Annotated in this window: 16 protein-coding genes; 8 read left to right on the forward strand and 8 right to left on the reverse strand. The window is 69.7% G+C overall.

The genetic code is table 11. The features are described from left to right. Nucleotides 1–18: 18 nt before the first annotated feature. Complete coding sequence (locus AC5Y4Q_RS09075; protein WP_064921103.1) at nt 19–702, reverse strand: NYN domain-containing protein; 684 nt, start codon at nt 700–702, stop codon at nt 19–21. Nucleotides 703–710: 8 nt separating this feature from the next. Then, the gene (gene trmB / locus AC5Y4Q_RS09080) at nt 711–1,469 is read right to left on the reverse strand and encodes a tRNA (guanosine(46)-N7)-methyltransferase TrmB (RefSeq protein ID WP_064921104.1); all 759 of its coding nucleotides are present in this window, start codon (nt 1,467–1,469) and stop codon (nt 711–713) included. Between the two features lie 218 nt (nt 1,470–1,687). Between trmB and AC5Y4Q_RS09085 the strand changes: the two genes are divergently transcribed. From AC5Y4Q_RS09085 to AC5Y4Q_RS09095, 3 genes are all read left to right on the forward strand, one after another. Beyond that, the gene (locus AC5Y4Q_RS09085; protein WP_125225543.1) at nt 1,688–2,659 is read left to right on the forward strand and encodes a hypothetical protein; all 972 of its coding nucleotides are present in this window, start codon (nt 1,688–1,690) and stop codon (nt 2,657–2,659) included. Further along, nucleotides 2,656–4,263 (forward strand): coiled-coil domain-containing protein, encoded by a 1,608-nt coding sequence (locus tag AC5Y4Q_RS09090; protein ID WP_065018841.1) that lies wholly within the window; start codon nt 2,656–2,658, stop codon nt 4,261–4,263. Before AC5Y4Q_RS09085 ends, AC5Y4Q_RS09090 begins: the two co-directional genes overlap by 4 nt. Nucleotides 4,264–4,394: 131 nt before the next feature. Further along, complete coding sequence (locus AC5Y4Q_RS09095) at nt 4,395–6,215, forward strand: phosphoenolpyruvate carboxykinase (GTP) (protein ID WP_125225542.1); 1,821 nt, start codon at nt 4,395–4,397, stop codon at nt 6,213–6,215. Nucleotides 6,216–6,435: 220 nt separating this feature from the next. On the opposite strand, the gene AC5Y4Q_RS09100 is transcribed toward AC5Y4Q_RS09095, so the two are convergent. Continuing rightward, a complete protein-coding gene (locus AC5Y4Q_RS09100) occupies nt 6,436–7,737 on the reverse strand; it encodes an NAD(P)/FAD-dependent oxidoreductase (protein ID WP_125225541.1) in 1,302 nt (433 codons plus the stop codon). A gap of 83 nt (nt 7,738–7,820) precedes the next feature. On the opposite strand from AC5Y4Q_RS09100, the gene AC5Y4Q_RS09105 reads away from it, so the two are divergent. From AC5Y4Q_RS09105 to AC5Y4Q_RS09115, 3 genes are read left to right on the forward strand one after another with little or no spacing between them, the layout of a single operon-like run. Next, nucleotides 7,821–8,453: a TetR/AcrR family transcriptional regulator gene (locus AC5Y4Q_RS09105; protein ID WP_064921038.1), complete on the forward strand. Its 633-nt coding sequence runs from the start codon at nt 7,821–7,823 to the stop codon at nt 8,451–8,453. Between the two features lie 34 nt (nt 8,454–8,487). Next, nucleotides 8,488–10,005: a fatty-acid--CoA ligase FadD4 gene (gene fadD4 / locus AC5Y4Q_RS09110; RefSeq protein WP_065018842.1), complete on the forward strand. Its 1,518-nt coding sequence runs from the start codon at nt 8,488–8,490 to the stop codon at nt 10,003–10,005. A gap of 42 nt (nt 10,006–10,047) precedes the next feature. After that, nucleotides 10,048–10,989 (forward strand): LysR family transcriptional regulator, encoded by a 942-nt coding sequence (locus AC5Y4Q_RS09115; protein ID WP_125225540.1) that lies wholly within the window; start codon nt 10,048–10,050, stop codon nt 10,987–10,989. A 7-nt stretch (nt 10,990–10,996) separates the two neighbouring features. On the opposite strand, the gene AC5Y4Q_RS09120 is transcribed toward AC5Y4Q_RS09115, so the two are convergent. Next, on the reverse strand, nt 10,997–12,034 hold the full coding sequence (locus AC5Y4Q_RS09120; protein WP_064922172.1) for an FAD-dependent oxidoreductase: 1,038 nt from the start codon (nt 12,032–12,034) through the stop codon (nt 10,997–10,999). Nucleotides 12,035–12,331: 297 nt separating this feature from the next. Between AC5Y4Q_RS09120 and AC5Y4Q_RS09125 the strand changes: the two genes are divergently transcribed. Beyond that, on the forward strand, nt 12,332–15,223 hold the full coding sequence (locus AC5Y4Q_RS09125) for a PGRS repeat-containing protein (RefSeq protein WP_185746679.1): 2,892 nt from the start codon (nt 12,332–12,334) through the stop codon (nt 15,221–15,223). A gap of 62 nt (nt 15,224–15,285) precedes the next feature. On the opposite strand, the gene AC5Y4Q_RS09130 is transcribed toward AC5Y4Q_RS09125, so the two are convergent. After that, on the reverse strand, nt 15,286–16,452 hold the full coding sequence (locus tag AC5Y4Q_RS09130) for an acyl-CoA dehydrogenase family protein (protein WP_064922175.1): 1,167 nt from the start codon (nt 16,450–16,452) through the stop codon (nt 15,286–15,288). Nucleotides 16,453–16,479: 27 nt separating this feature from the next. Between AC5Y4Q_RS09130 and AC5Y4Q_RS09135 the strand changes: the two genes are divergently transcribed. Then, complete coding sequence (locus AC5Y4Q_RS09135) at nt 16,480–17,448, forward strand: MaoC family dehydratase (protein WP_064922170.1); 969 nt, start codon at nt 16,480–16,482, stop codon at nt 17,446–17,448. Here the strand turns inward: AC5Y4Q_RS09135 and AC5Y4Q_RS09140 are convergent. The 3 genes from AC5Y4Q_RS09140 to AC5Y4Q_RS09150 are packed head-to-tail and all read right to left on the reverse strand — an operon-like array spanning nt 17,445 to nt 20,562. Continuing rightward, nucleotides 17,445–18,602, reverse strand: coding sequence for an acyl-CoA dehydrogenase family protein (locus AC5Y4Q_RS09140; protein WP_064922169.1), 1,158 nt, complete (start codon nt 18,600–18,602; stop codon nt 17,445–17,447). The two genes, AC5Y4Q_RS09135 and AC5Y4Q_RS09140, sit on opposite strands and share 4 nt — an antisense overlap. 1 nt (nt 18,603) lies before the next feature. Next, nucleotides 18,604–19,659: an acyl-CoA dehydrogenase family protein gene (locus AC5Y4Q_RS09145; RefSeq protein ID WP_125225539.1), complete on the reverse strand. Its 1,056-nt coding sequence runs from the start codon at nt 19,657–19,659 to the stop codon at nt 18,604–18,606. Between the two features lie 6 nt (nt 19,660–19,665). Then, nucleotides 19,666–20,562: an alpha/beta hydrolase gene (locus tag AC5Y4Q_RS09150; protein ID WP_064920184.1), complete on the reverse strand. Its 897-nt coding sequence runs from the start codon at nt 20,560–20,562 to the stop codon at nt 19,666–19,668. Between the last annotated feature and the right edge of the window lie 33 nt (nt 20,563–20,595).

A 20,595-nucleotide genomic window follows, 5' to 3' on the forward strand; every position in this document is an offset into this window, starting at 1 on the left:
TTTCAGGCTCTCCAGTTGTCACTCGCGCGAGGCCAGCAGTGAGCTCAGCGGCCGGAACGGCTGCAACCACGCCCCTTGTTCCGGCAGCGAATCCAGGCTGATCCGCGGCAGCCGCTCCCGGAACACACCAGGAATGTCTTCCAGGTCGACAAACTCCAAGGTATCCGAGGCTAGCGCCCAGCTGGCATGTTCGCGAAATCCGAGCACCGAGACGGCGATGCCGAGACCGCAGAGTTCTTCCAGCGGTTCCCGGAACGCCTGACCGTCGGCGGAAGCCACTACTACCGCGGCCAAGCCCTGCTCTTTGCGCAACGCGATGTGTTCCAGCATGTCGGAGTCGACATCGCTGTCCTCGTCGATCTTCGGTTTGGCGAAGACCGCGAATCCCACGTTACGCAACGCCTCCACCCACGGCCGGACGACGTCGGCGGTGCCCGGCGCGATGTTGGTGAACACCGTCGCCTCGGGCTCGACGACGACGTTCGGGGTCTTCGCCGAGATCTCCGCGGTCCGGTTCAGTAGCCAGCGGCCCAGCGCGTCGAACCGGGGCCGTTCCACCCCGGTCGGACGCCGGCCCAGAATCGCTCCCAGGCCCATGTCGAGGTTCGGGGCGTCCCACACCAGCAGCACCCGACGGGCCGGCGGCCCCTGGGTGCTCGGGCCGTCCGGGATCTCCGCCGCTGGGCCGGGGATCTCCGCCACGGTGTCGCTCACCGCGGCTTCTCCCAGATCAACTCGGTGATCGCACTGCCCGCGCTGCGGCCCTTGGCTTCGTACTTGGTGGTGGGCCGGGCAACCGAGATGGGCAGCGTCGGCCCGGGATCCGTCACCCGGCGCAGGCCCGGTTCACCGTCGCCGGCCTCGGCGATCTGTTCGGCGTACCCGGCGTGGTCGGTCGCCGCGTGCAGCACCCCGCCCGGCTGCAGCCGATCGGCGATCAGGGCCATGGTGGACGGCTGTAGCAGCCGGCGCTTGTGGTGCCGGGCCTTGGGCCACGGGTCGGGAAAAAACACCCGCACGCCGATCAGCGATTCTCTCGCGATCAGGTGTTCCAGCACGTCAAGGCCGTCGCCGCGCAGCAACCGGATGTTGCCGACCTGTTCCCGCTCGATCGCGCAGAGCAACTGCGCCAGCCCGCGGTCGTAGACCTCGACGGCGACCACGTCCAGATCCGGTTCGGCGCGGGCCATCGCGACCGTGGAGGTGCCGGCTCCGCAGCCGATCTCGAGCACCAGCGGGGCATCGCGGCCGAACCAGCGGCGCGGGTCCAGCGGATCGGGGCGCCCCGACCCCTGCGGCGGCACCACGTCGGCGCCCAGCTGAGGCCAGAGCCGCTCCCAGGTCTGCCGCTGGCCGGCCGACAGCGCGGAGTGGCGATAGCGGACGCTGAAGTTTCGGGCACGCCGTGGCGTCGGTGCTTCGATATCAGCGACGTCTGATGGCGTCTCGACGTCGCGCTGAGCATGCATGCAGTCCATGGTGGCCTATGAACCGCTGTGCCCCCACGGCGCGGTCCACATTGATACCCAACGGTTGCCTACCGCGAGGACTGCAAGCGCGGGCGCTGCGGGTACCTCCCGCTGGCGGGCGACAGGTCGTCGCAGAAGCACCGTGGTGACTCGCATCACGCGGACGCAGCTGACACCATGGCCTCGATAAGGCGGGCCGATTGGGCGATGCGGGAGGCATGGTCGTGACACAGGGGCACCAGCTCTTCGCCGACGAGCTGACCCGGCTGGCCGGCGAGATCTGCGATCCGGCGCTGTCGTTGATCGCCGCGGAGGTCGCAGCGCCGCTGCAGGTGGCGGTGTGCGGTCGCCGCGGGGTGGGCCGGCACACGGTGGCTGCCGCACTGGCCGCCGCCGGTGTGCACATCACCGGCCGGCCTGACGCAGACGCCGTCGTGTATGTGGTCGCCGAAGTGGTCAAGCCGGAGGACACCGCCGCGGTGCACGCGTTGCGGCGCCGGCCGGTGCTGGTGGTGTTGAACAAGGCCGACCTGTCCGGACAGTGCGATGTCGCCGACGCCGCGGCGGCCACCCGCGCGCCGGCCGAACCGCTCTCGGCGTTGTTCGCCCTTGCCGCGCTGCCGCATCGGCTGGACGCCGGGCTGTGGGCGGCGCTGCGCCGGCTCGCAGCGGACCCCGGGGACCTCAGCTCCGCCGAACACTTCGTCAGGTGCCCGCACACCCTGCCGCGGCAGATCCGCGCGCGGCTGTGCGCCACGCTCGACGTCTCCGGGGTCGAGCGGCTGCTCGAGCTGGCGCGCCGCGGCGGCACGCTGCCACAGGCGCGGATGTTGCTGCGCCGGCTCAGCGGCGTCGACGGCGTCGTCGCGCACCTGGGCGTGCTGGCCGCCGCGGTGCAGCACCGGCGGATGTCGGAGGCGGTGGCCCGGCTGGAAGCGCACGCGGTCGGTCGGGATTTCGCACCCCGCATCGAGGAGTTCTTGACCTGTGATGCGACGGCCACGGCCCGGATGGCCGCGGCGGCGGCCGTTCTCCGAGAGCCGCCGGCGCCTGGTGAACCGGTGCTGCGGCGGGCGTGCCGGTGGCAGGCCTACCGCAGCGCACCGCTGAGCGTCACTTCGCGCGCCTGCGCCGCCGACCTCGCCAGGGGATCGCTGCGGGCCTGGGCGGCGACGCGAGGCCGCTCATGACCGGCGCTGACCACCTGGCCGAACCCGACCCGACGGCCGGGGTGGACGCCCTGGTGGCCGAGATCGCTCCGGGGGTGCGCCCGCCGGCGGTGCGGCGCTGCGACGCGATCATGGTTGCCGGGCCCTGGCTGGCCGGAGTCAGCGCGGTGGCGTCGGCACTGGCTGACCGGCTGCCGCAGTGGCGGGTGGTGGAAGCCACCGACCTGATGCCGGGGGAGGTGCCCACCGCGGTGGTGTTCGTGGTGTCGGCGGCAGCGGCACTGACCGACTCGGACTGTGTGCTGCTCGACGCCGCGGCCGCCCACACCGACGTGGTGATCGGTGTGGTGTCCAAGATCGACGTGCACCGCCAGTGGCGCGAGATGCAGGAGGTGGCCCGCGAGACCCTTGCCGACTACGCGCCGCGCTACCGCGACGTGGCGTGGGTAGGGGCCGCCGCGGCACCCGAGCGGGGTGAGCCGCGGGTGGACGACTTGGTCGCCGAACTGTCCAAACAGCTCGGTGACAATGACGTGCAGCGCCGGAACCGGCTGCGGTCCTGGGAGTTTCAGCTACGCACCGACGCCGACCGGGTCGACCGCGACGCCCGCGCGGAGGGGCGGCGCGCGCGGGTGGCGTTGCTGCAGGAGCAACGTGACGAAGTGGTGCGGCAGCGGCGGATGTCGAAATCGGAGCGGGTGATCGCGCTGCGCAGCCGGATCTCCCAGGCTCGGGTGCAGCTGTCCTACTTCGCCCGCAAGCGCTGCGCCTCGGTGCGCGGTGAGCTCGCCGAGGACGCCGCGGGCATGACGCGGCGCCGGTTGCCGGAGTTCGAGGGTAACGTGCGCCGCCGCCTGGAGGAGGTCGTGACGGAGGTCGACGAGGGGGTCGCCGAGCACCTGGCCGACGTCGCGCACGAGTTGGGTCTGTCCGGGGACGCCGCGGCGGCGACTGCAACCCCGCCGGTGCCGCAGTTCGAGATCGGGGCGCCGGCGTTGGCGTCGCGGCGCTTGGAGACCCAGCTGATGACGTTGCTCGGCGTCGGCTTCGGTCTCGGGGTGGCGTTGACCCTGAGTCGGCTCTTCGCCCACCTGGCGCCGGGGTTAACCGCCGCCGGTGCGGCGCTGTGTGTGGTCGTCGGGGTAGCGGTCACGGTGTGGGTGGTCCGCATCCGCGGGTTGCTGCGCGACCGGGCGGTGCTTGATCGCTGGGTGGGCGAGGCCACCGCCGCGCTGCGTTCGGCGCTGCAGGAGCTGGTCGCGCTACGGGTGGTGGCCGCCGAGTCGGCGCTCACCGCCGAACTCGCCGAGCGCAACGAAACCGAGGCGGCGCGGGCCGCTGACCGGATCGCCGCCCTGGACCGGGAATTGCGCGAGCATGCCGCCGCGACCGCCCGGGCCGCCGCGGTGCGAGATCGGCAGCTGCCGACGCTGCAGCGGGCACTGGCCGCAGTGCGGTCCGAACTGGGCGGTTCAGCGAGGCTCGACGCAGGAGAGGCGACGCTGGGACCGCCGGATGAACTGGGCGGTTCAGCGAGGCTCGACGCAGGAGAGGCGACGCTGGGACCGCCGGATGAACTGGGGGAATCGGGCTCACCGGAGACCGCCCGAACGGCTGCCGACTAGCCGGGTGTACGCCCGCTTCGCCGCGCGCCGCTATCCACGGTAACCTCTTATCTAATGAAGCATTAAGAGGTGGACTGCGGCGCACCCAGCGGCAAGGCCACGAAGTGACACAGGTTACAACAGGAGAGCTCATGACCTCAGCGACCATCCCCGGTCTGGACAAGGCCCCGACGAAACACCGCGGGTTGCTGGCCTGGGTCCAGGAGGTCGCCGAGCTCACCCAGCCCGACCGGGTGGAGTGGTCGGACGGTTCCGAGGCCGAGTGGGACCGGTTGATGACCGGGCTGGTGGAGGCCGGAACCGCTCTCAAGCTCGATGACGCGAAGAAGCCGAACTCCTACCTGGCGCTGTCCGATCCCGCCGATGTGGCCCGGGTCGAGTCCCGCACCTTCATCTGCACCCGCACCAAGGAGGGGGCCGGGCCCACCAACAACTGGATGGACCCCGACGAGATGCGGGCCACCATGACCGAGCTGTACCGGGGCTGCATGCGGGGTCGCACCATGTATGTGGTGCCGTTCTGCATGGGGCCGCTGGGTGCGGAGGACCCCAAGCTCGGCGTCGAGCTCACCGACTCGCCCTACGTGGTGACGTCGATGAAGATCATGACCCGGATGGGCACCGCGGCGCTGGAGAAGATCGGCACCGACGGTGCCTTCGTCAAGGGCCTGCACTCGGTGGGTGCGCCGCTGGCCGAGGGCCAACAGGACGTGCCGTGGCCGTGCAATGAGGAGAAGTACATCACCCACTTCCCGGAGACCCGGGAGATCTGGAGCTACGGCTCCGGCTACGGCGGCAACGCGCTGCTGGGCAAGAAGTGCTATGCGCTGCGGATCGCCTCGGCGATGGCCCATGACGAGGGCTGGCTGGCCGAGCACATGCTGATCCTCAAGCTGATCTCGCCGGAGAACAAGGCCTACTACATCGCGGCCGCCTTCCCCTCAGCGTGCGGCAAGACCAACCTGGCGATGATCCAGCCCACCATCCCGGGGTGGCGGGCCGAAACCCTCGGTGACGACATCGCCTGGATGCGCTTCGGAAAGGACGGCCGGCTCTACGCGGTGAACCCGGAGGCTGGCTTCTTCGGGGTGGCGCCGGGCACCTCCAACAGCTCCAACCCGAACGCGATGAAGACCATCGAGGCGGGCAACACCATCTACACCAACGTCGCCCGCACTGACGACAACGACATCTGGTGGGAGGGCATCGACGGGGAGACCCCGGAGCACCTCACCGACTGGAAGGGCAACGACTGGACGCCCGAGTCGGGTACCCCTGCCGCGCACCCGAACTCGCGTTACTGCACCCCGATGTCGCAGTGCCCGATCCTGGCCCCCGAGTGGGACGACCCGGCCGGTGTGCCGATCTCGGCGATCCTGTTCGGCGCCCGCCGCAAGACCACCGTTCCGTTGGTGAGCGAGGCCCGCGACTGGCAGCACGGTGTGTTCATCGGCGCCACAATGGGGTCCGAGCAGACCGCCGCCGCTGAGGGCAAGGTCGGGGCGGTGCGCCGCGACCCGATGGCGATGCTGCCGTTCATCGGCTACAACGCCGGGCACTACATGCAGCACTGGATCGACATCGGCAAGAACTCCGACGAGTCCAAGCTGCCGAAGGTGTTCTTCGTCAACTGGTTCCGCCGCGGCGACGACGGGCGCTTCCTGTGGCCGGGCTTCGGGGAGAACAGCCGGGTGCTCAAGTGGATCATCGACCGGGTCGAGGGCAAGGGCTCCGGCGAGTCCACCCCGATCGGCACGGTGCCGCACGCGTCCGATCTGGAGCTCACGGGACTGGACGTCGACCCGGCTGATGTGGAGCAGGCGCTTCTTGTCGACGCCGACGAGTGGCGTGCGGAGTTGCCGCTGATCGAGGAGTGGTTCGAGTTCATCGGCGACCAGCTGCCCACCGGCCTGCGCGACGAGTTCGACGCCCTCAAGCAGCGCCTGGGCTAAGGTTCCGTTTTCTATCAGCGGAGCGTGCGTGTCCGCGCCTCGACACGCTGTGCATGGGCCGGATTTACGCACCCTCGTGGGCGCAGGCGCTCTGGTTTAGTTCGACTGGACTAAGCCCGGTGGTCTCGGGTCATGTCGACGCGGGTCAGCGTAGCTTTCGGAGCGCTCTTCGGCAGTTTGCGCTATGACGACGAGCACTTTGACGACGTAGACCACGCTCTCAACGCGCAGTTCGGACTGGAGTCCGATGCCGCGCACGGTAGGCCTGGTCTCTGATCGCGGAAGCGATCTCGCGAAGCGTTGCACCCGCCTGATCGGGGCGCTCGGTCAACGCACCCAACGCGGCCCTGGCCAGCCGACCGACAGTGAAAAGCTTTGCGGGACTGAGGTCATGGTTCACCACCTCAAGGAAACGCGCGGTTGCGGCCGGGTTGGCGGCGATACCGCGCAGCATTCGGGTCACCAGCGGCGTCGGTACACCCGGCGCGCCCATATCGTGCGCCAGCCAGTACATCTCGTAGGCGTCACGGTCGCGCCAGCGCCACCATTGCTCCAGCCGGGCGTCCATATCGGTGCCACCGGCGAAGCCGGCGCTGATCGTTTCGCCGAGGGTGAGCGCCTGCCGCAGCGCATCGGAAATCCCCTGGCCGGGGGTGAAATCCTTGAAATGACCGGCATCACCGACGAGCGCCCAGCCTGGGCCGGCGCTCTGCCGAAAGTAGCCGTGCCAGTTGTCGATTAGGCGAATCGGCCCCACTCGTTCAGTGCCGGACAGCAGGTCAGCCAGCTCCGGCCACTGCGCCAGCCCGGCAGCAAAGTGCTGCTCTCGGTCGACGTGAAACTGGTTGCGACGGCTGATGTCGATTGTGACGGCGGCCATGTACAGGTTGTTGTCGGCAGGAGCGGACAGAAACGCGTGCTCGCCCACCCGGGCGAGGCGCAGCCGTCCCTGTCGGTCGGCCCCAGCAAAGTAGGCCCAGGCGGCCAGCCGACGCGGGCGCGTCACCAGATATTTGTCCGCGCCGGCGAATTCGGCGACGGTCGAGTGCCGTCCGTCGGCGCCCACCACTAGCCGGGCCGGCACCGCTCCGCGGTTGGTCTCCACTCCGATCACCCGATCTGAGGCGTCGCGCACCAGACCGGTCGCCCGGCATCCGGTGCGGACATCTGCGCCTGCCCGTGCGGCTGCTTCGACGAGCAACGTGTCGAGCGTGAGCCGGCGCACGCACAGGCCGGGGTCTGGAAACCGCAGCGGATCGATATCGCCGTCGAGCTGCACGTCCTCGTTGACCAGGGTTAGTCGGCGCAACGGAACGGCACCGGTGGCCAAGATGGCCTCGCGCCCGACAAGGTCACCGAGGATCGCTACGCCGCTGGGCTGAATGATGTGGGTCGAGGGCGTCTCACTGGGGAAATGCGCACGGTCGAGCACGCAGACCCGCAACCCGTTGCGGGCCAGCGTCGTTGCCAGTGAGGCACCGGCACAGCGCGCGCCGACGATCGCGACGTCGAAGTCATCCATCCAACCCCCTCACGTCTTACCACTGGTAAGTATCCGCGAGTCGGCCGAACTTATCAATGGTCAGATTGGGTAGGCTGCTGACTATGACGCGGACATCGCGGCCCTACCACCACGGGGACCTGGTGCGCGCGGCCATCGACGGCGCGGTCGAAGAAGTGAAGACGGTGGGAGTCGCCGCGGTGAGTATGCGGCGCATTGCCCGTCGCGCCGGGGTCTCGCACGCCGCGCTGGCCTACCAGTTCGGGGACAAGTCCGGCCTGTTCACCGCGGTTGCCGCCGAGGGATTCCGGCTCTTCGCCGAGACCGTCGGTCCGCCGGCGACGGACGCCGGCCCGGAGGGCTTCCTTTATGGCGGCCGGGCTTACGTGCAGTTTGCGCTGGCCCATCCGGGCCACTTCGAGGTGATGTTTCGCCCCTATCTGCATCGCGCGGACGACACCGACCTCATCGCCGCCCGTGATGCAGCGTTCGAGGTCCTCTACGGCAACGCGCGCAGAAGCCTGGCCGCACACCGCGATGCCCGCGAGGCGGACATCACCGACGACGATGTCTTGGCGCTGGCCACGGCAGGGTGGTCGCTATCGCACGGGTTCGCGACGCTGTTCTCGACCGGAAATCTTCCCGACCGCGTCCGTGCCGACCCTGAGGTCGCGGCCGCCCTGGTCGTCAAGGGTGCCTTCATGATCAGCGAACTCGCCCCGAACCCCACCACTTGACACCCGTCAAGTTTGTCGGCGGTACAGTCTGCGCATGCAGATTCGGGAACATCTCGGTGCCGACAAGCCGGCCATCATCTTGCATCCGTCGGGCACCGTCATCACCTTCGACGAGCTCGAAGCCCGCGCCAACCGGTTGGCGCACTTCTTCCGCCGCGCCGGACTCGTCGAGGGCGACACCGTCGCGATTCTCATGGAGAACAACGAGCACATCCATGCGGTGATGTGGGCGGCGCGGCGCAGCGGCCTGTACTACGTGCCGATCAACACCCACCTGACCGCGGCCGAGGCCGCCTACATCATCGACAACAGCTCCGCCAAGGCCGTCATCGGATCAGCGGCGCTACGCCAGACCTGCGAGGACCTGGCGGAGCACCTGCCGAATGGCCTCCCCGACCTGCTGCTGATCGCCGATGACGATCTCGACGGCTGGCAGCGTTACCCGGAATGCGTTGCCGATCAACCCATTACGCCGATCGACGACGAGATCGAGGGTGACCTGCTGCAGTACTCGTCGGGGACCACCGGGCGGCCGAAGGGGATCAAACGTGCGCTGCCACACCTGCCGCCCGCCGAGGCGCCGGGCCTGATGACGATGCTGGTGTCGGTCTGGATGACCCCCGACTCGGTCTATCTGAGCCCGGCGCCGCTGTATCACACGGCCCCATCGGTGTGGTCGATGACCGCGCAGGCCGCTGGGATCACCACCGTGGTGCTGGAGAAATTCGACCCGGAAGGGTGCCTCGACGCGGTGCAGCGCTACCGGGTCACCCACGCCCAGTTCGTCCCCGCCCACTTCACCCGGATGCTCAAACTCCCTGAGAAAACACGGGATTCGTATGACGTTTCCAGCCTGCAGCGGGTGATGCACGCGGCGGCGCCCTGCCCGATCGAGATCAAGAAACAGATGATCGACTGGTGGGGGCCGATCATCGACGAATACTATGCCTCCTCCGAAGCGCACGGCTCGACGTTGATCAGCGCCGAGGACTGGCTCGCTCATCCCGGCTCCGTCGGCAAACCGATGCTGGGGGCGGTGCACATCCTCGACGAGAACGGCAATGAGGTGCCCGCCGGCGAGGCCGGGGAGATCTACTTCGAGGGCGGTAATGCCTTCGAATACCTCAACGACCCGGAGAAGACGGCCAATTCGCGCGACAGCCATGGCTGGATCACCGTCGGCGACGTCGGCTACCTCGACGAGGAAGGGTATCTGTACCTCACCGACCGTCGCCACCACATGATCATCTCGGGCGGCGTCAACATCTACCCGCAGGAAGCCGAGAACCTGTTGGTCACCCATCCGAAGGTGATGGACGCGGCGGTGTTCGGGATACCCGACGATGAGATGGGGCAGAGCGTCAAAGCGGTGGTGCAGACCGTCGACCCAGCCGATGCCACTGACGCCTTCGCGGACGAGCTGTCGGCTTGGCTGCGGGAACGGTTGGCGCACTACAAGTGTCCGCGTTCGATCTCCTTCGAGGCGCAACTGCCGCGCACCGACACCGGCAAGCTGTACAAGAACGGACTGGTGGCGAAGTACTCGTTGTGACCGGCCGCGGGCCAGCAACGTGCGTTTGTGGTTAGGTGATTCATGGCGCTCAGTTCCCGCATGCCCGAACTGTCGGCCTTCGAAGTGCTGCTGGCAGTCGCCAAGACCGGCAGCCTCGGCGCCGCAGGACGGGAACTCGGATTGACCCAGCAGGCGGTGTCCGCGCGGCTGACCTCGATCGAAGCCCAGACCGGGGTGCAGCTGGCAATCCGTACCGTACGCGGCTCACGGCTGACGCCCGCCGGAGTCGTTGTCGCGCAATGGGCAGACCGGCTCTTGGATGTTGCCCACCAGGTGGATGTCGGGCTGGCCTCCCTGCGCAGTGAAAGCCGCAAGCGGTTGAAGGTACTGGCCAGCCTGACGATCGCCGAACAGCTCATGCCGCGGTGGCTGGTGTCCATGCAGGCCACGGCGGCCCGAGCCGGTCGCGAAGCACCCGAAGTCATCCTCACCGCCGCCAACAGCGAACAGGTGATAGCGGGGGTCCGCGACGGCGCCGCCGACCTCGGGTTCATCGAAAGCCCGGGTGCCCCTGCCGGCCTGCGCAGCCGCGTCATCGGTTGTGACGAGCTCGTCGTGATTGCGCGGCCCGACCACAAGTGGTCGCGCCGGGCCACCGGCGTGAGTTCCGCCGAACTCGCCCAGGCGCCCCTTGTCACCCGCGAACCGGGTTCGGGGACCCGTGATTTCCTCGAGTCCGCGCTGCGCACCGCACTGGGGGACGGCGCTGAGCTGGCCGCGCCCCTGTTGGAGCTGTCTTCGGCGGCCGCGGTGCGCAGTGCGGTCCTGGCGGGCGCGGGGCCGGCGGTGATGAGCCGGCTGGCCGTCGCTGACGACCTCGCCGTCGGGCGGCTCACACGCCTCGCGGCACCCGAGCTGGATCTGCGCCGTGAACTGCGTGCCATCTGGGTGGGCGGACGCACACCGCCCGCCGGCGCGGTCCGAGACTTCCTCAGCTACATCGCGAGCACCGCCGCCTCCTAGACCGGCGCTAGGTGCTGTAGCGCAGCCACAGCGGCAAGGCGTCGTCGAGCAACTGCATGAACTTGTACAACCCGACTCGATACTCGCCGGAGCCCAACGGGTTGGTCCGGTATTCGGGGAAGGCGATGCCGATCCCGAACAGCCCGGGCGCCAGAATTCCGTTGCTGGCATCGTAATTCAGCGGCCCCCATTGCGGCGTCAGCGGAAGCCGTCTGCGCTCGAATCCGACTGTGTAGACGACGTGGCTGCACTGCTGGAGGCGTTCGCCGAACTCGGGACCGGTCACCAGGCACCTGTCCAGGCGCTGCGGGTAGGTCCCATCGATGTTTTCGCGGGCCCACCGGGCAGCCTGCCCTTTGAGGCCGGTGTCGTCGAACAATATCCAATCCTGTAGGTAGACCGCGTATTTGAGCGGACTCCGATAGAAGTTGGTTACCCGCTGCACCGGGGTGCTGAGCAGATTCGGCAGGGCGATCATCGCTGAGTGAGACGAGCCGAACACCGCGACGCGCGCGCCGTCGAGGGCGACCCGCTCGAGTTTGGCGGGATCGAGGGCTGTTTCGATCGGAATCTCTTCAAGCCCGGGGTAGCTGAGCTTCTTGGGAACCGACCCGACCGCAAGGATCACGTTCTTCGCGGCGATCTCCCCGTGGTCGGTGTGCACCGTCCAGTGGCGGTCGGCTAACCAGAGCTCCTTGGCGGTCGTTCGTACGGGTGTGACCTGGTCGCACAGTTGGCGGGAGACCCACACCAGGGGGTCGGCGACCACGCGCAGGGGGCAGGTCTGCTCCGGATCGATGGTGCTCAGCTCGAATCGGGGCGCCTGCCCGAAGCCAAAGGACGCAGAGGCGTTCAGGTAATCCAGAAACAGTCCGACTTGGGTGTTGCTCGGGACAGCCCGCCATTTGGCGCCGAGATCGCCGGCGCCGAACTCCGGATCTATCCAGGTGATTTCAGGGCCAGGGATGCCATGGTCGAGTAGGCGGCCCACCGCGGCGATGCCGGCCGGGCCCGCGCCGATCACGGCCCAGGAATAGGTGCTCACCCTTTGATGGTCCATCGGGCAGTATCCCGCCGGTAGGGCCGGACGGCTTGGCGGCCCACAAAAGCGCCTTGTGGCCCGGCGCCGACGCCAGGCGCGGTGCCGCCGTCGCCGCCGCGAGGCGCTTTCCGTGGCCCTCAGAACGCGAACCCGGTGGCTCGGCCCTTCTGGCACACAGCGGTTCTCTGAAATGGACATTTGACCAAATTGGCGCTAATGTCAGCAGCCGTCGACGGGGGCTCAGGAACTGTTAAGGCACGCGCCAGACTTGGCACGGCTTAAAAGAAGGGAACGCCAGGGATGGCACAGACGCGGCGGGATAACGGGACTTTCGGGAAGCGGTCGCGGCGGCGTGACCGCGCCATCGGGGCGGCCGCCTCGGTCGGGGCGTTCTTGGCGTTCGGCATGGCTCCCCTGGCGGCCGCACCGGCAGCGCAGGCCGACGACTTAGGCGTGGACGCGTTCTGGGACTTCTTCGGCCTGGGCGACAGCAACACCACCTCGGGCTTTGACCTGTTCGACGCCACCGCGTGGGGCGTCCCGGGCGCTGCCGACGGTGGACTGTTCGACGCTGACTTCGCCCAGATGTGGCAGGACACCTTCTACCTGCCGCTGCACGGCATGCTGCAGGACTGGATCAATTCTGACTTCGGCTCGAGCGTCAACGGCGTCATCAACCAGATCTTTGCGCCGTTCACCGAGGGCTTCTGCGGGATGATCTGCAACGGCGCCGACGGCACTGCCGAGAGCGTCAACGGTCAAGCCGGTGGCCTGTGGTTCGGCGACGGCGGCAGCGGCTGGTCATCGAACATCGAGGGTGTGGCCGGCGGTAACGGTGGGCACGCCGGTGGTATCGGCAACGGTGGCGACGGCGGTGCCGGTGGCCTGGGCGCTGACGGCGGCAACGGCGGTCATGGCGGCGAGATGTGGGGCAACGGCGGCGACGGTGGCGCCGGCGGCAACGGCACCGCGACGCTGGACGCCGGTGACGGCGGCAACGGTGGTAGCTCGGGTCAGGCCCAGGACTTCTTCGGCATGGGCGCCTGGGGCAACGGCGGCAACGGTGGAGCCGGCGGCGCCGGCTGGACCGGCACCAACGGCACCACGGGCGCCGACGGTAATGGCACCAACGGTGTCGCCGGTGGCAACGCCGGTAACGGCGGTGCCGGTGGCGACGGTTCGTCCTTCGTCGGGATCGGTGGCAACGGTGGTGCCGGCGGTGTCGGCGGTGCCGGTGGCCACGGCGGTAACGGCGCAGCCGGTGCCGCGGGCACCTTCGCGGGCAACGGCTCTGGCGACGGTGCCACGGGCGGTAGCGGCGGCAACGGTGCCGCCGGTGGTAAGGGCGGCGCCGGTGGTGCCGCCGGTGTGGGCGGTTCGGCTAACGGCTCGGCCGGTGCCGACGGCAACGGCGGTGTTGGCGGCAACGGCGGCCGCGGCGGCGACGGTGGTGCCGGTAGTGAGGGCATCGCGGCGGCGGGCCTCGGCGCTGCCGGCGGTAACGGCGGCAATGGTGGCGCGGGCGGCAACGGCGGTTCGGCCGGTGCCGGCGGTGCGGCCGGCGGCAGCGGGGCCACCGTGGGCGCCAACGGTGTCGACGGCAATGGCGGCAACGGTGGAAACGGTGGTAGCGGTGCCGCCGGAACTGACGGTGCTGGTGGAACGAGCGGCAACCCCGACGGTGCGAACGGCGGAATCGGCGGCGCGGGTGGTGACGGCGGTGCTGGTGGCGAAAGCGGTGGCGCCACGGGCTTCGGCGGTAACGGTGGCGACGGCGGTACCGGCGCTGCTGGTGGTAGCGGTGGTAACGGCGTTGACGGGGCGTCCGGCACCTTCGCCAACGGCGGTTCTGGAAACGGCGTGGCCGGCGGCAACGGTGGTAACGGCGCGGTCGGCGGCAAGGGCGGTGCCGGCGGCGCCGCCGGCACCGGTGGTGCCGGCAATGGTTCTGCGGGTAGCAACGGCAACGGAGGCGCCGGCGGCAACGGCGGCCTCGGCGGCGACGGTGGCGCGGGTGCCAACGGCGTCGCGGTCAACGGCGTCGGCGCGGACGGCGTCAACGGCGGCGATGGTGGCGCCGGCGGCGACGGTGGTGCGGCCGCTGCCGGCGGTGCGGCCGGCGGCAGCGGAGCCACCGCAGGCGCCCACGGCGTCGACGGCGACGGCGGCAACGGCGGCAACGGCGGCGACGCATCGGCGGCGACCGACGGACGCAACGGCGTCAACGGATCGACGGCGGCTGGCGGCGGCACCGTTGAACCCGCCATTCCGGCGACCAGCGGCGGCAACGGCGCCGTCGGTGGCACCGGCGGTGCCGGTGGTAATGGCGGCGGCGACGCCGGCAACGGCGGCAACGGTGGTAACGGCGGTGCCGGTTCTGACGGCGGCAACGGCGGCCGCGGCAGCGTCGGGATCCACACCGACACCGACTCCGTGCACGGCCTGTACAACGTTCCGGGTAACGGCGGGTCGGGCGGTGCCGGCGGCAACGGCGGCGCGGCCGGTCAGGGTGCGGCCAACGGCAACGACGGCCAGATCGGTGACGGCGGTGCCGGCGGTAACGGCGGTGACGGCGGCGACCTGGCCGACGTGACCGAGCACGCCTCCGTTGAGGGCCCGGGCGGCTCCGGCACCATGGGTCCGCAGGGCTCGGCCGGAACCGGTGGTGTGGGTGGCGCCGGCGGCTCTGGTGCCACTGGCGGTGCCGGCGGCAACGGCGGCAACGGCGGTAGCGACCCGAACGCGGGCGGTGCGCACGGCGGCAATGGCGGTAACGGTGGTGCCGGCGGGGCAGGCCTGGCGAACGCCGACGGCAGCGGCGGCGTTGGTGGCGACGGCGGTGCCGGCGGTAACGGCGGCGACGGCAGCAACATCCGCTGGGGCGACCCGGACTGGCAGACCACCTCCGGTGACTCCTCCTCGGGCCCGATCGACAACGTCCACGGCGGAGCCGGCGGTGACGGGGGCGCCGGTGGCGCCGGCGCCACCACCGGCGGCAACGGCGGTAACGGCGGTAACGGCGGCGACGTCATCACCCCGCACCTCGGGCCCGACGGCCTCAACGGCGGCGCCGGTGACACCCCGGGTACCGGCAGCACCGGTGGCACCGCGGGTGCCGGTGGTGCCGCGGGCACCGGACCGGACGCCGGTGACGCCGGACAGGCCGGCACCCCTGGCGGGGTCCTCCCGTAGTAGTCCGAACAGCGCAAGAGAATCACCCCGCGCAATCGTGCGGGGTGATTCTCGTTGGGTGGCTAGATCCCGCCGCGGGCCACCAGTTGCGCAGCGATCACATTGCGCTGAATCTCGTTGGTGCCCTCGCCCACGATCATCAGTGGTGCATCCCGGAAGTAGCGTTCGACGTCGTACTCGGTGGAATACCCGTAGCCGCCGTGGATCCGCACCGCGTTGAGCGCGATCTCCATGGCGGTCTCGGAGGCGAACAGCTTGGCCATGCCGGCTTCCATGTCGCAGCGCTGGCCGCTGTCGTAGCGCTCGGCGGCGTACCGGGTGAGCTGGCGGGCGGCGGTGAGCTTAGTGGCCATGTCGGCCAGGTAATTGCCGACGCTTTGATGTTTCCAGATCGGCTGACCGAAACTCTCGCGCTGTTGGGCGTAGGCCAGCGCATCCTCTAGCGCGGCGGTGGCCACCCCCAGCGCCCGCGCCGCCACCTGAATGCGGCCGGTCTCCAGGCCCTTCATCATCTGCGCGAAACCGCGCCCGGGAACACCGCCGAGTACTGCGGTGGCCGGCACCCGGCAGTCGTCGAAGCTCAGTTCACAGCTCTCCACGCCCTTGTAGCCCAACTTGGGCAGGTCCCGCGAGATCGCCAGCCCGTCAATCGGGTTGTCCACCAACACCACCGAGATCCCGCTATGCCGCGGGGTGGCCTTCGGATCGGTTTTGGCCAGCAGCGCGATCAGCCCCGAGTAGCGGGCATTGGAAATCCAGGTTTTGGCCCCGTTGATCACCAGGGCGTCCGGGGTGGCCGGAGACGGTACAGCGGTGGTCGTCATGTTCTGCAGGTCGCTGCCGCCGCCCGGCTCGGTCAGTGCCATGGTGGCCCGTAACTGCCCGGTGGCCATGGCCGGCAGGTAACGGCGCTTCTGCTCGTCGGACCCGAACAGGGTCAGCAGTTTGGCGACGACGGTGTGCCCGCCCATCGCTCCGGCCAAGCTCATCCAGCCGCGCGCCAGCTCGCTGGTGATCAGTACGTAGCACGGCATCGACACGGGTGTGCCGCCGTACTCCTCCGGCACCGCCAGCCCGTAGATGCCGAGGTGCTTCATCTGCTCGATCCAGGCCTCCGGGTAGGCGTTGGCATGCTCGACATCGCGGACCGACGGCTTCACCTCCCGATCGACGAACTGGCGCACGGTCTCGACCAGGATCGACTCTTCGTCGGTCAGTGAGGACGTCATCGGTTCACCGTATGTCAGGATTTCCAGATGACCAGCGGGCCCTACTTCGACGAACTCCATGTCGGCCAGGTGTTCGACGCGGCGCCGGCGATGACGCTGACGGCGGGGGCCGCGGCGCTGCATCAGGCGATCCTCGGGGACCGGCTGCGGCTGCCGCTGGACGCCCAGCTGTCCCACGTGGTGACCGGGGCGCCGATGCCGCTGGCTCACCCCGGTCTGGTGTGCGACGTCGCGATCGGGCAGTCCACGCTGGCCACCCGACGCGTCAAGGCCAACCTGTTCTACCGGGGCCTGGCGTTTTTTCACTTCCCGGTGATCGGCGACACCTTGTTCACCCGGACCGAAGTCGTGGGCCTCAAACAGAATTCACCCAAGCCCGGCCGGGAGCCTACCGGGCTGGTGGCACTGCGGGTGACCACCATCGACCAGGCCGACCGGCTGGTGCTCGACTTCTACCGCTGCGCGATGCTGCCGCTGTCGCCCCATGCAGCCGACACCGGCCACCACGACGATCTGTCCACCATCGGCGCCGGACTCGCGGCGCCGACGGATGTCACCGCGCACTGGGACGCCGAGGAGTTCCGGCAGCGGGTGCCGGGGCCGCACTTCGATCCCGGCTTGGCCGGGCAGGTGCTGTCCAGCACCGGCGACGTCGTGACATCGGCCGCCGAGTTGGCCCGCCTGACCCTCAATATCGCTGCTACTCACCATGATTCGCGGGTAGCAGGCCGGCGCCTGGTCTACGGCGGACACACCATCGGGCTGGCGTTGGCGCAGGCCTGCCGGTTGCTGCCGAATCTGGTCACGGTGCTGGGCTGGCGGTCGTGCGATCACACCGGGCCGGTCCACGAAGGCGACACCCTCTACAGCGAACTGCACGTGGAGTCGGCCGCCGACAACGTGCTGGAGCTGCGGTCGCTGGTTTATGCCGTCGGCGACGCGGGCGAGCCGGATCGCCAGGTGCTGGACTGGCGTTTCGCCGCCCTGCAGTTCTAGTGCGGCAGGTCGCGGAACGGGGCATCCCGGTAAGGATCGGGCTCCTTGGGTAAGCCGAGCACCCGCTCACCGATGATGTTGCGCTGAATCTGATCGGTGCCGCCTCCGATGGAGGTGAAGTAGGCGTTGAGCGCCCGGAACGTCACCGCGTCACCGACCGGATTCTCCGGGCCGGCCAGCATCGCTTCGGCGCCGACGACCTCGGTGGCCACCCGGGCCGTCTCGTGCAGAATCCTCGACATCGCGATCTTGCCGAGCGCCAGCAGGGCCGCGGCCTCCGCGCGGTCGGTGCTGGCCTTGGCCCGCTGGGTGTTCCACCGGTTCACCGTGGACAGCGCGTGCGCGCGGGCGACCTGCTGGCGAATGTGGGAGTCGCCGAGACAGCCGGCGTCGCGGGCCAATTCGACCAAGTCGCCGGACTTCTCCCGGCGGCCGCGGGTGGTGCGGGCGACATCGCCCATCAGCCGACGCTCGTAGCCCAACGCGACCTGCAGCACCGACCAGCCGGCGCCCGGCTCGCCGATCCGGTTCGCGTCCGGCACCCGGGCGTCGGTCAAGAACACCTCGTTGAACTCCGATTCGCCGGTGATCTGATGGATCGGGCGGATTTCCACGCCGGGCTGACGCATCGGCAGCATGAAGAACGTGATGCCGTTGTGCTTGGGAACGTCGGGGTCGGTGCGCGCCACCAGCATCCCGTAGTCGGCGGTGGTCGCGAACGATGTCCATACCTTCTGGCCGTTGATGATCCAGTCGTCACCATCGCGTTCGGCGCGGGTGCGCAGGCCGGCCAGATCCGATCCGGCGCCGGGTTCGCTGTAGAGCAGGCACCACTTGCTCTCCCCGCGTAACGCCGGGGGCAGCAGCCTGCGCTTCTGTTCTTCGGAGCCGCAGTCGTGGATGGTGCAGGCGAACAGATCGGCTCGGTCGTGTCCGGTGCCCGGCGCCCCGGCGGCTGCGAATTCCGCTGCCACCAACCGGGATTGGCGGTCAGTGAGGCCGCGGCCGTAGCATCCCGTCGCCCAGGATGGCGCCGTCCAACCGGCCTCGAACACGGCTTGCGCGAATCTCGCACGGTCGATGTCCGGCGACCAGTTGGCCGCCAGCCAGTTGCGGACCTCAGCGCGCAGCGCGTCGTCGTCGATGTCGGTCATCTCATGCCCCGATCTCGTGCAGGTAGCGCTCGCGGTGCCAAGACGGGCTGCCGAACAGGTGGGCATCGCCGCGCGCGCGGCGCAGGTACCGGTGGGCGGGGTGTTCCCAGGTGAACCCGATACCGCCGTGCACCTGAATGTTGGTGGCGCCCACGAACACGAATGCGTCCGAGCAGTAGGCCTGCGCCAGCGCGAGGTCGGCGAGCCAGCCCACTGAGCCGTCGGCGGCGGCCGCGGCGACGTGACGTGCGGCCGACACCGTGGACTCGGCCTCCAACAGCATGTCGGCGCACATGTGCTTGACGGCCTGGAAGCTGCCGATGGCCCGGCCGAACTGATAGCGCGTCTTGGCGTAGTCACGGGCCATCTCCATCGCGCGCCGGGCCGCACCGGCCTGCTCGCCGAGCAGCGCCACCGCGGAGCGGTCCAGCGCCACGGTCACGGCCTCGACGCCGCGGCCCGGCGTACCGACCGCAGTGGCCGGGGCATCGGTGAACCGGACGGCGCAGAGCCGGCGGGACGCATCGACCGTCGTCACCGGTTCCACGGTGACGCCCGGTCCGGCGGGATCGACGGCGAACACACCCGGCCCGGTGTCGGCGGCGGCGAGCACGTAGAGCAGGTCGGCGGAGTCGGCATCGAGCACGAACCGCTTCGCACCGGTCACCAGGGGTGCGCCGTCTCCGCGGGCCGAGGTCGCCGGTTCAGCGGGCGGGCGGGTCGAGTGACCCTCGGCGAACGCGACCGCAACCCGTTTCGTCCCGGCAGCGATCGCTGGCAACACCGCGTCGCACTCCGCTGAATCCCCTAGGGCGGCAAGGAGGTTCACCGCGAGCACGGCCGTCGACAAGTACGGTCCGGCGAACAGTACTCGGCCGAGTTCCTCGGCCACCACGCCCACTTCGACCGGTCCGGCTCCGGCGCCGCCGTACTCCTCGGGAACCAGCAGTCCGAGCAGACCCATCGCGGCCAGGTCGTCCCAACAGTCGCCGTCGGCCTTGGCCATCAACTCGGCGACCGCACCGCGCAGCGCGCGCAGCTCCTCAGGACCTGGCACCGCCAATCAGCCTTCCCGGGCGAAGGCGTTTCGCAGGCTCGCGCACTGGCTGGCGAAGAACGACCGCGACACCGGCGCCTTGGTCAGCAGCAGATCGAAACCATGGAACGCCCCCGGGATGGTTTCGACCTCGCACGGCACACCCGCCTGCCGAAGCCGGTCCGCGTAGGCCAGATCCTCGTCGTGGAACAGATCCAGGGTGCCCACCCCGATCCAGGCCGGCGCCAGCCCGCTCAGATCGGCCCGCCGAGCCGGCACCGCGACCTGCGGGTCCGCGCCGCCCAGATAGGACGTCCAGCCGAACAGGTTGCTCCGCGGGCTCCACAACCGGTAGCCCGGATGGGCCGGCAACGAAGCGCTGCGATCGTCGAGCATCGGGTAAACCAGCAGCTGCAGCACCGGTTGGATCTCGCCGCGGTCGACCGCGAGCTGCGCCAGGGCGGCGGCCAGCCCGCCACCCGCGCTGGCCCCGCCGATCGCCACCCGCGCCGGATCGACCTCGGGCAGCCCGGCCAGCAGGGTCAGCCCTGCCCAGCAGTCCTCCAATCCGGCGGGGTAGGGGTGCTGGGGTGCCAGCCGGTAGTCCACCGACGCCACGGTGATGCCGAGCTCGTCGCTGAACCGGCGGCAGAGCCGGTCATCCTGGGCGGCTTGGCCCAGCACGTAGCCACCGCCATGAATCCACAGCAGCGCCGGAGCGGGCTCAGCCGCACCGCTGCGGGGCCGAAAGATCCGGACGTTGCCGCCCGACGGCAGGGCCAGCACCTCGATGCCGCTGGGCGTGCGGCGGCCCTGCATGCCGGTGAGCGCGCGCAGCACGGGCAGGGTCCGGGGCCCGATTCCGCCACGCGGGAGGAATCGGGCCGCTCTGCGCAGATCTGGGTGGAACGCACTGCTTACCATCGGCTCAGTATTGCCGGTGGCCGACGCTTGCGG

The organism is Mycobacterium sp. NGS16, from assembly GCF_059813225.1.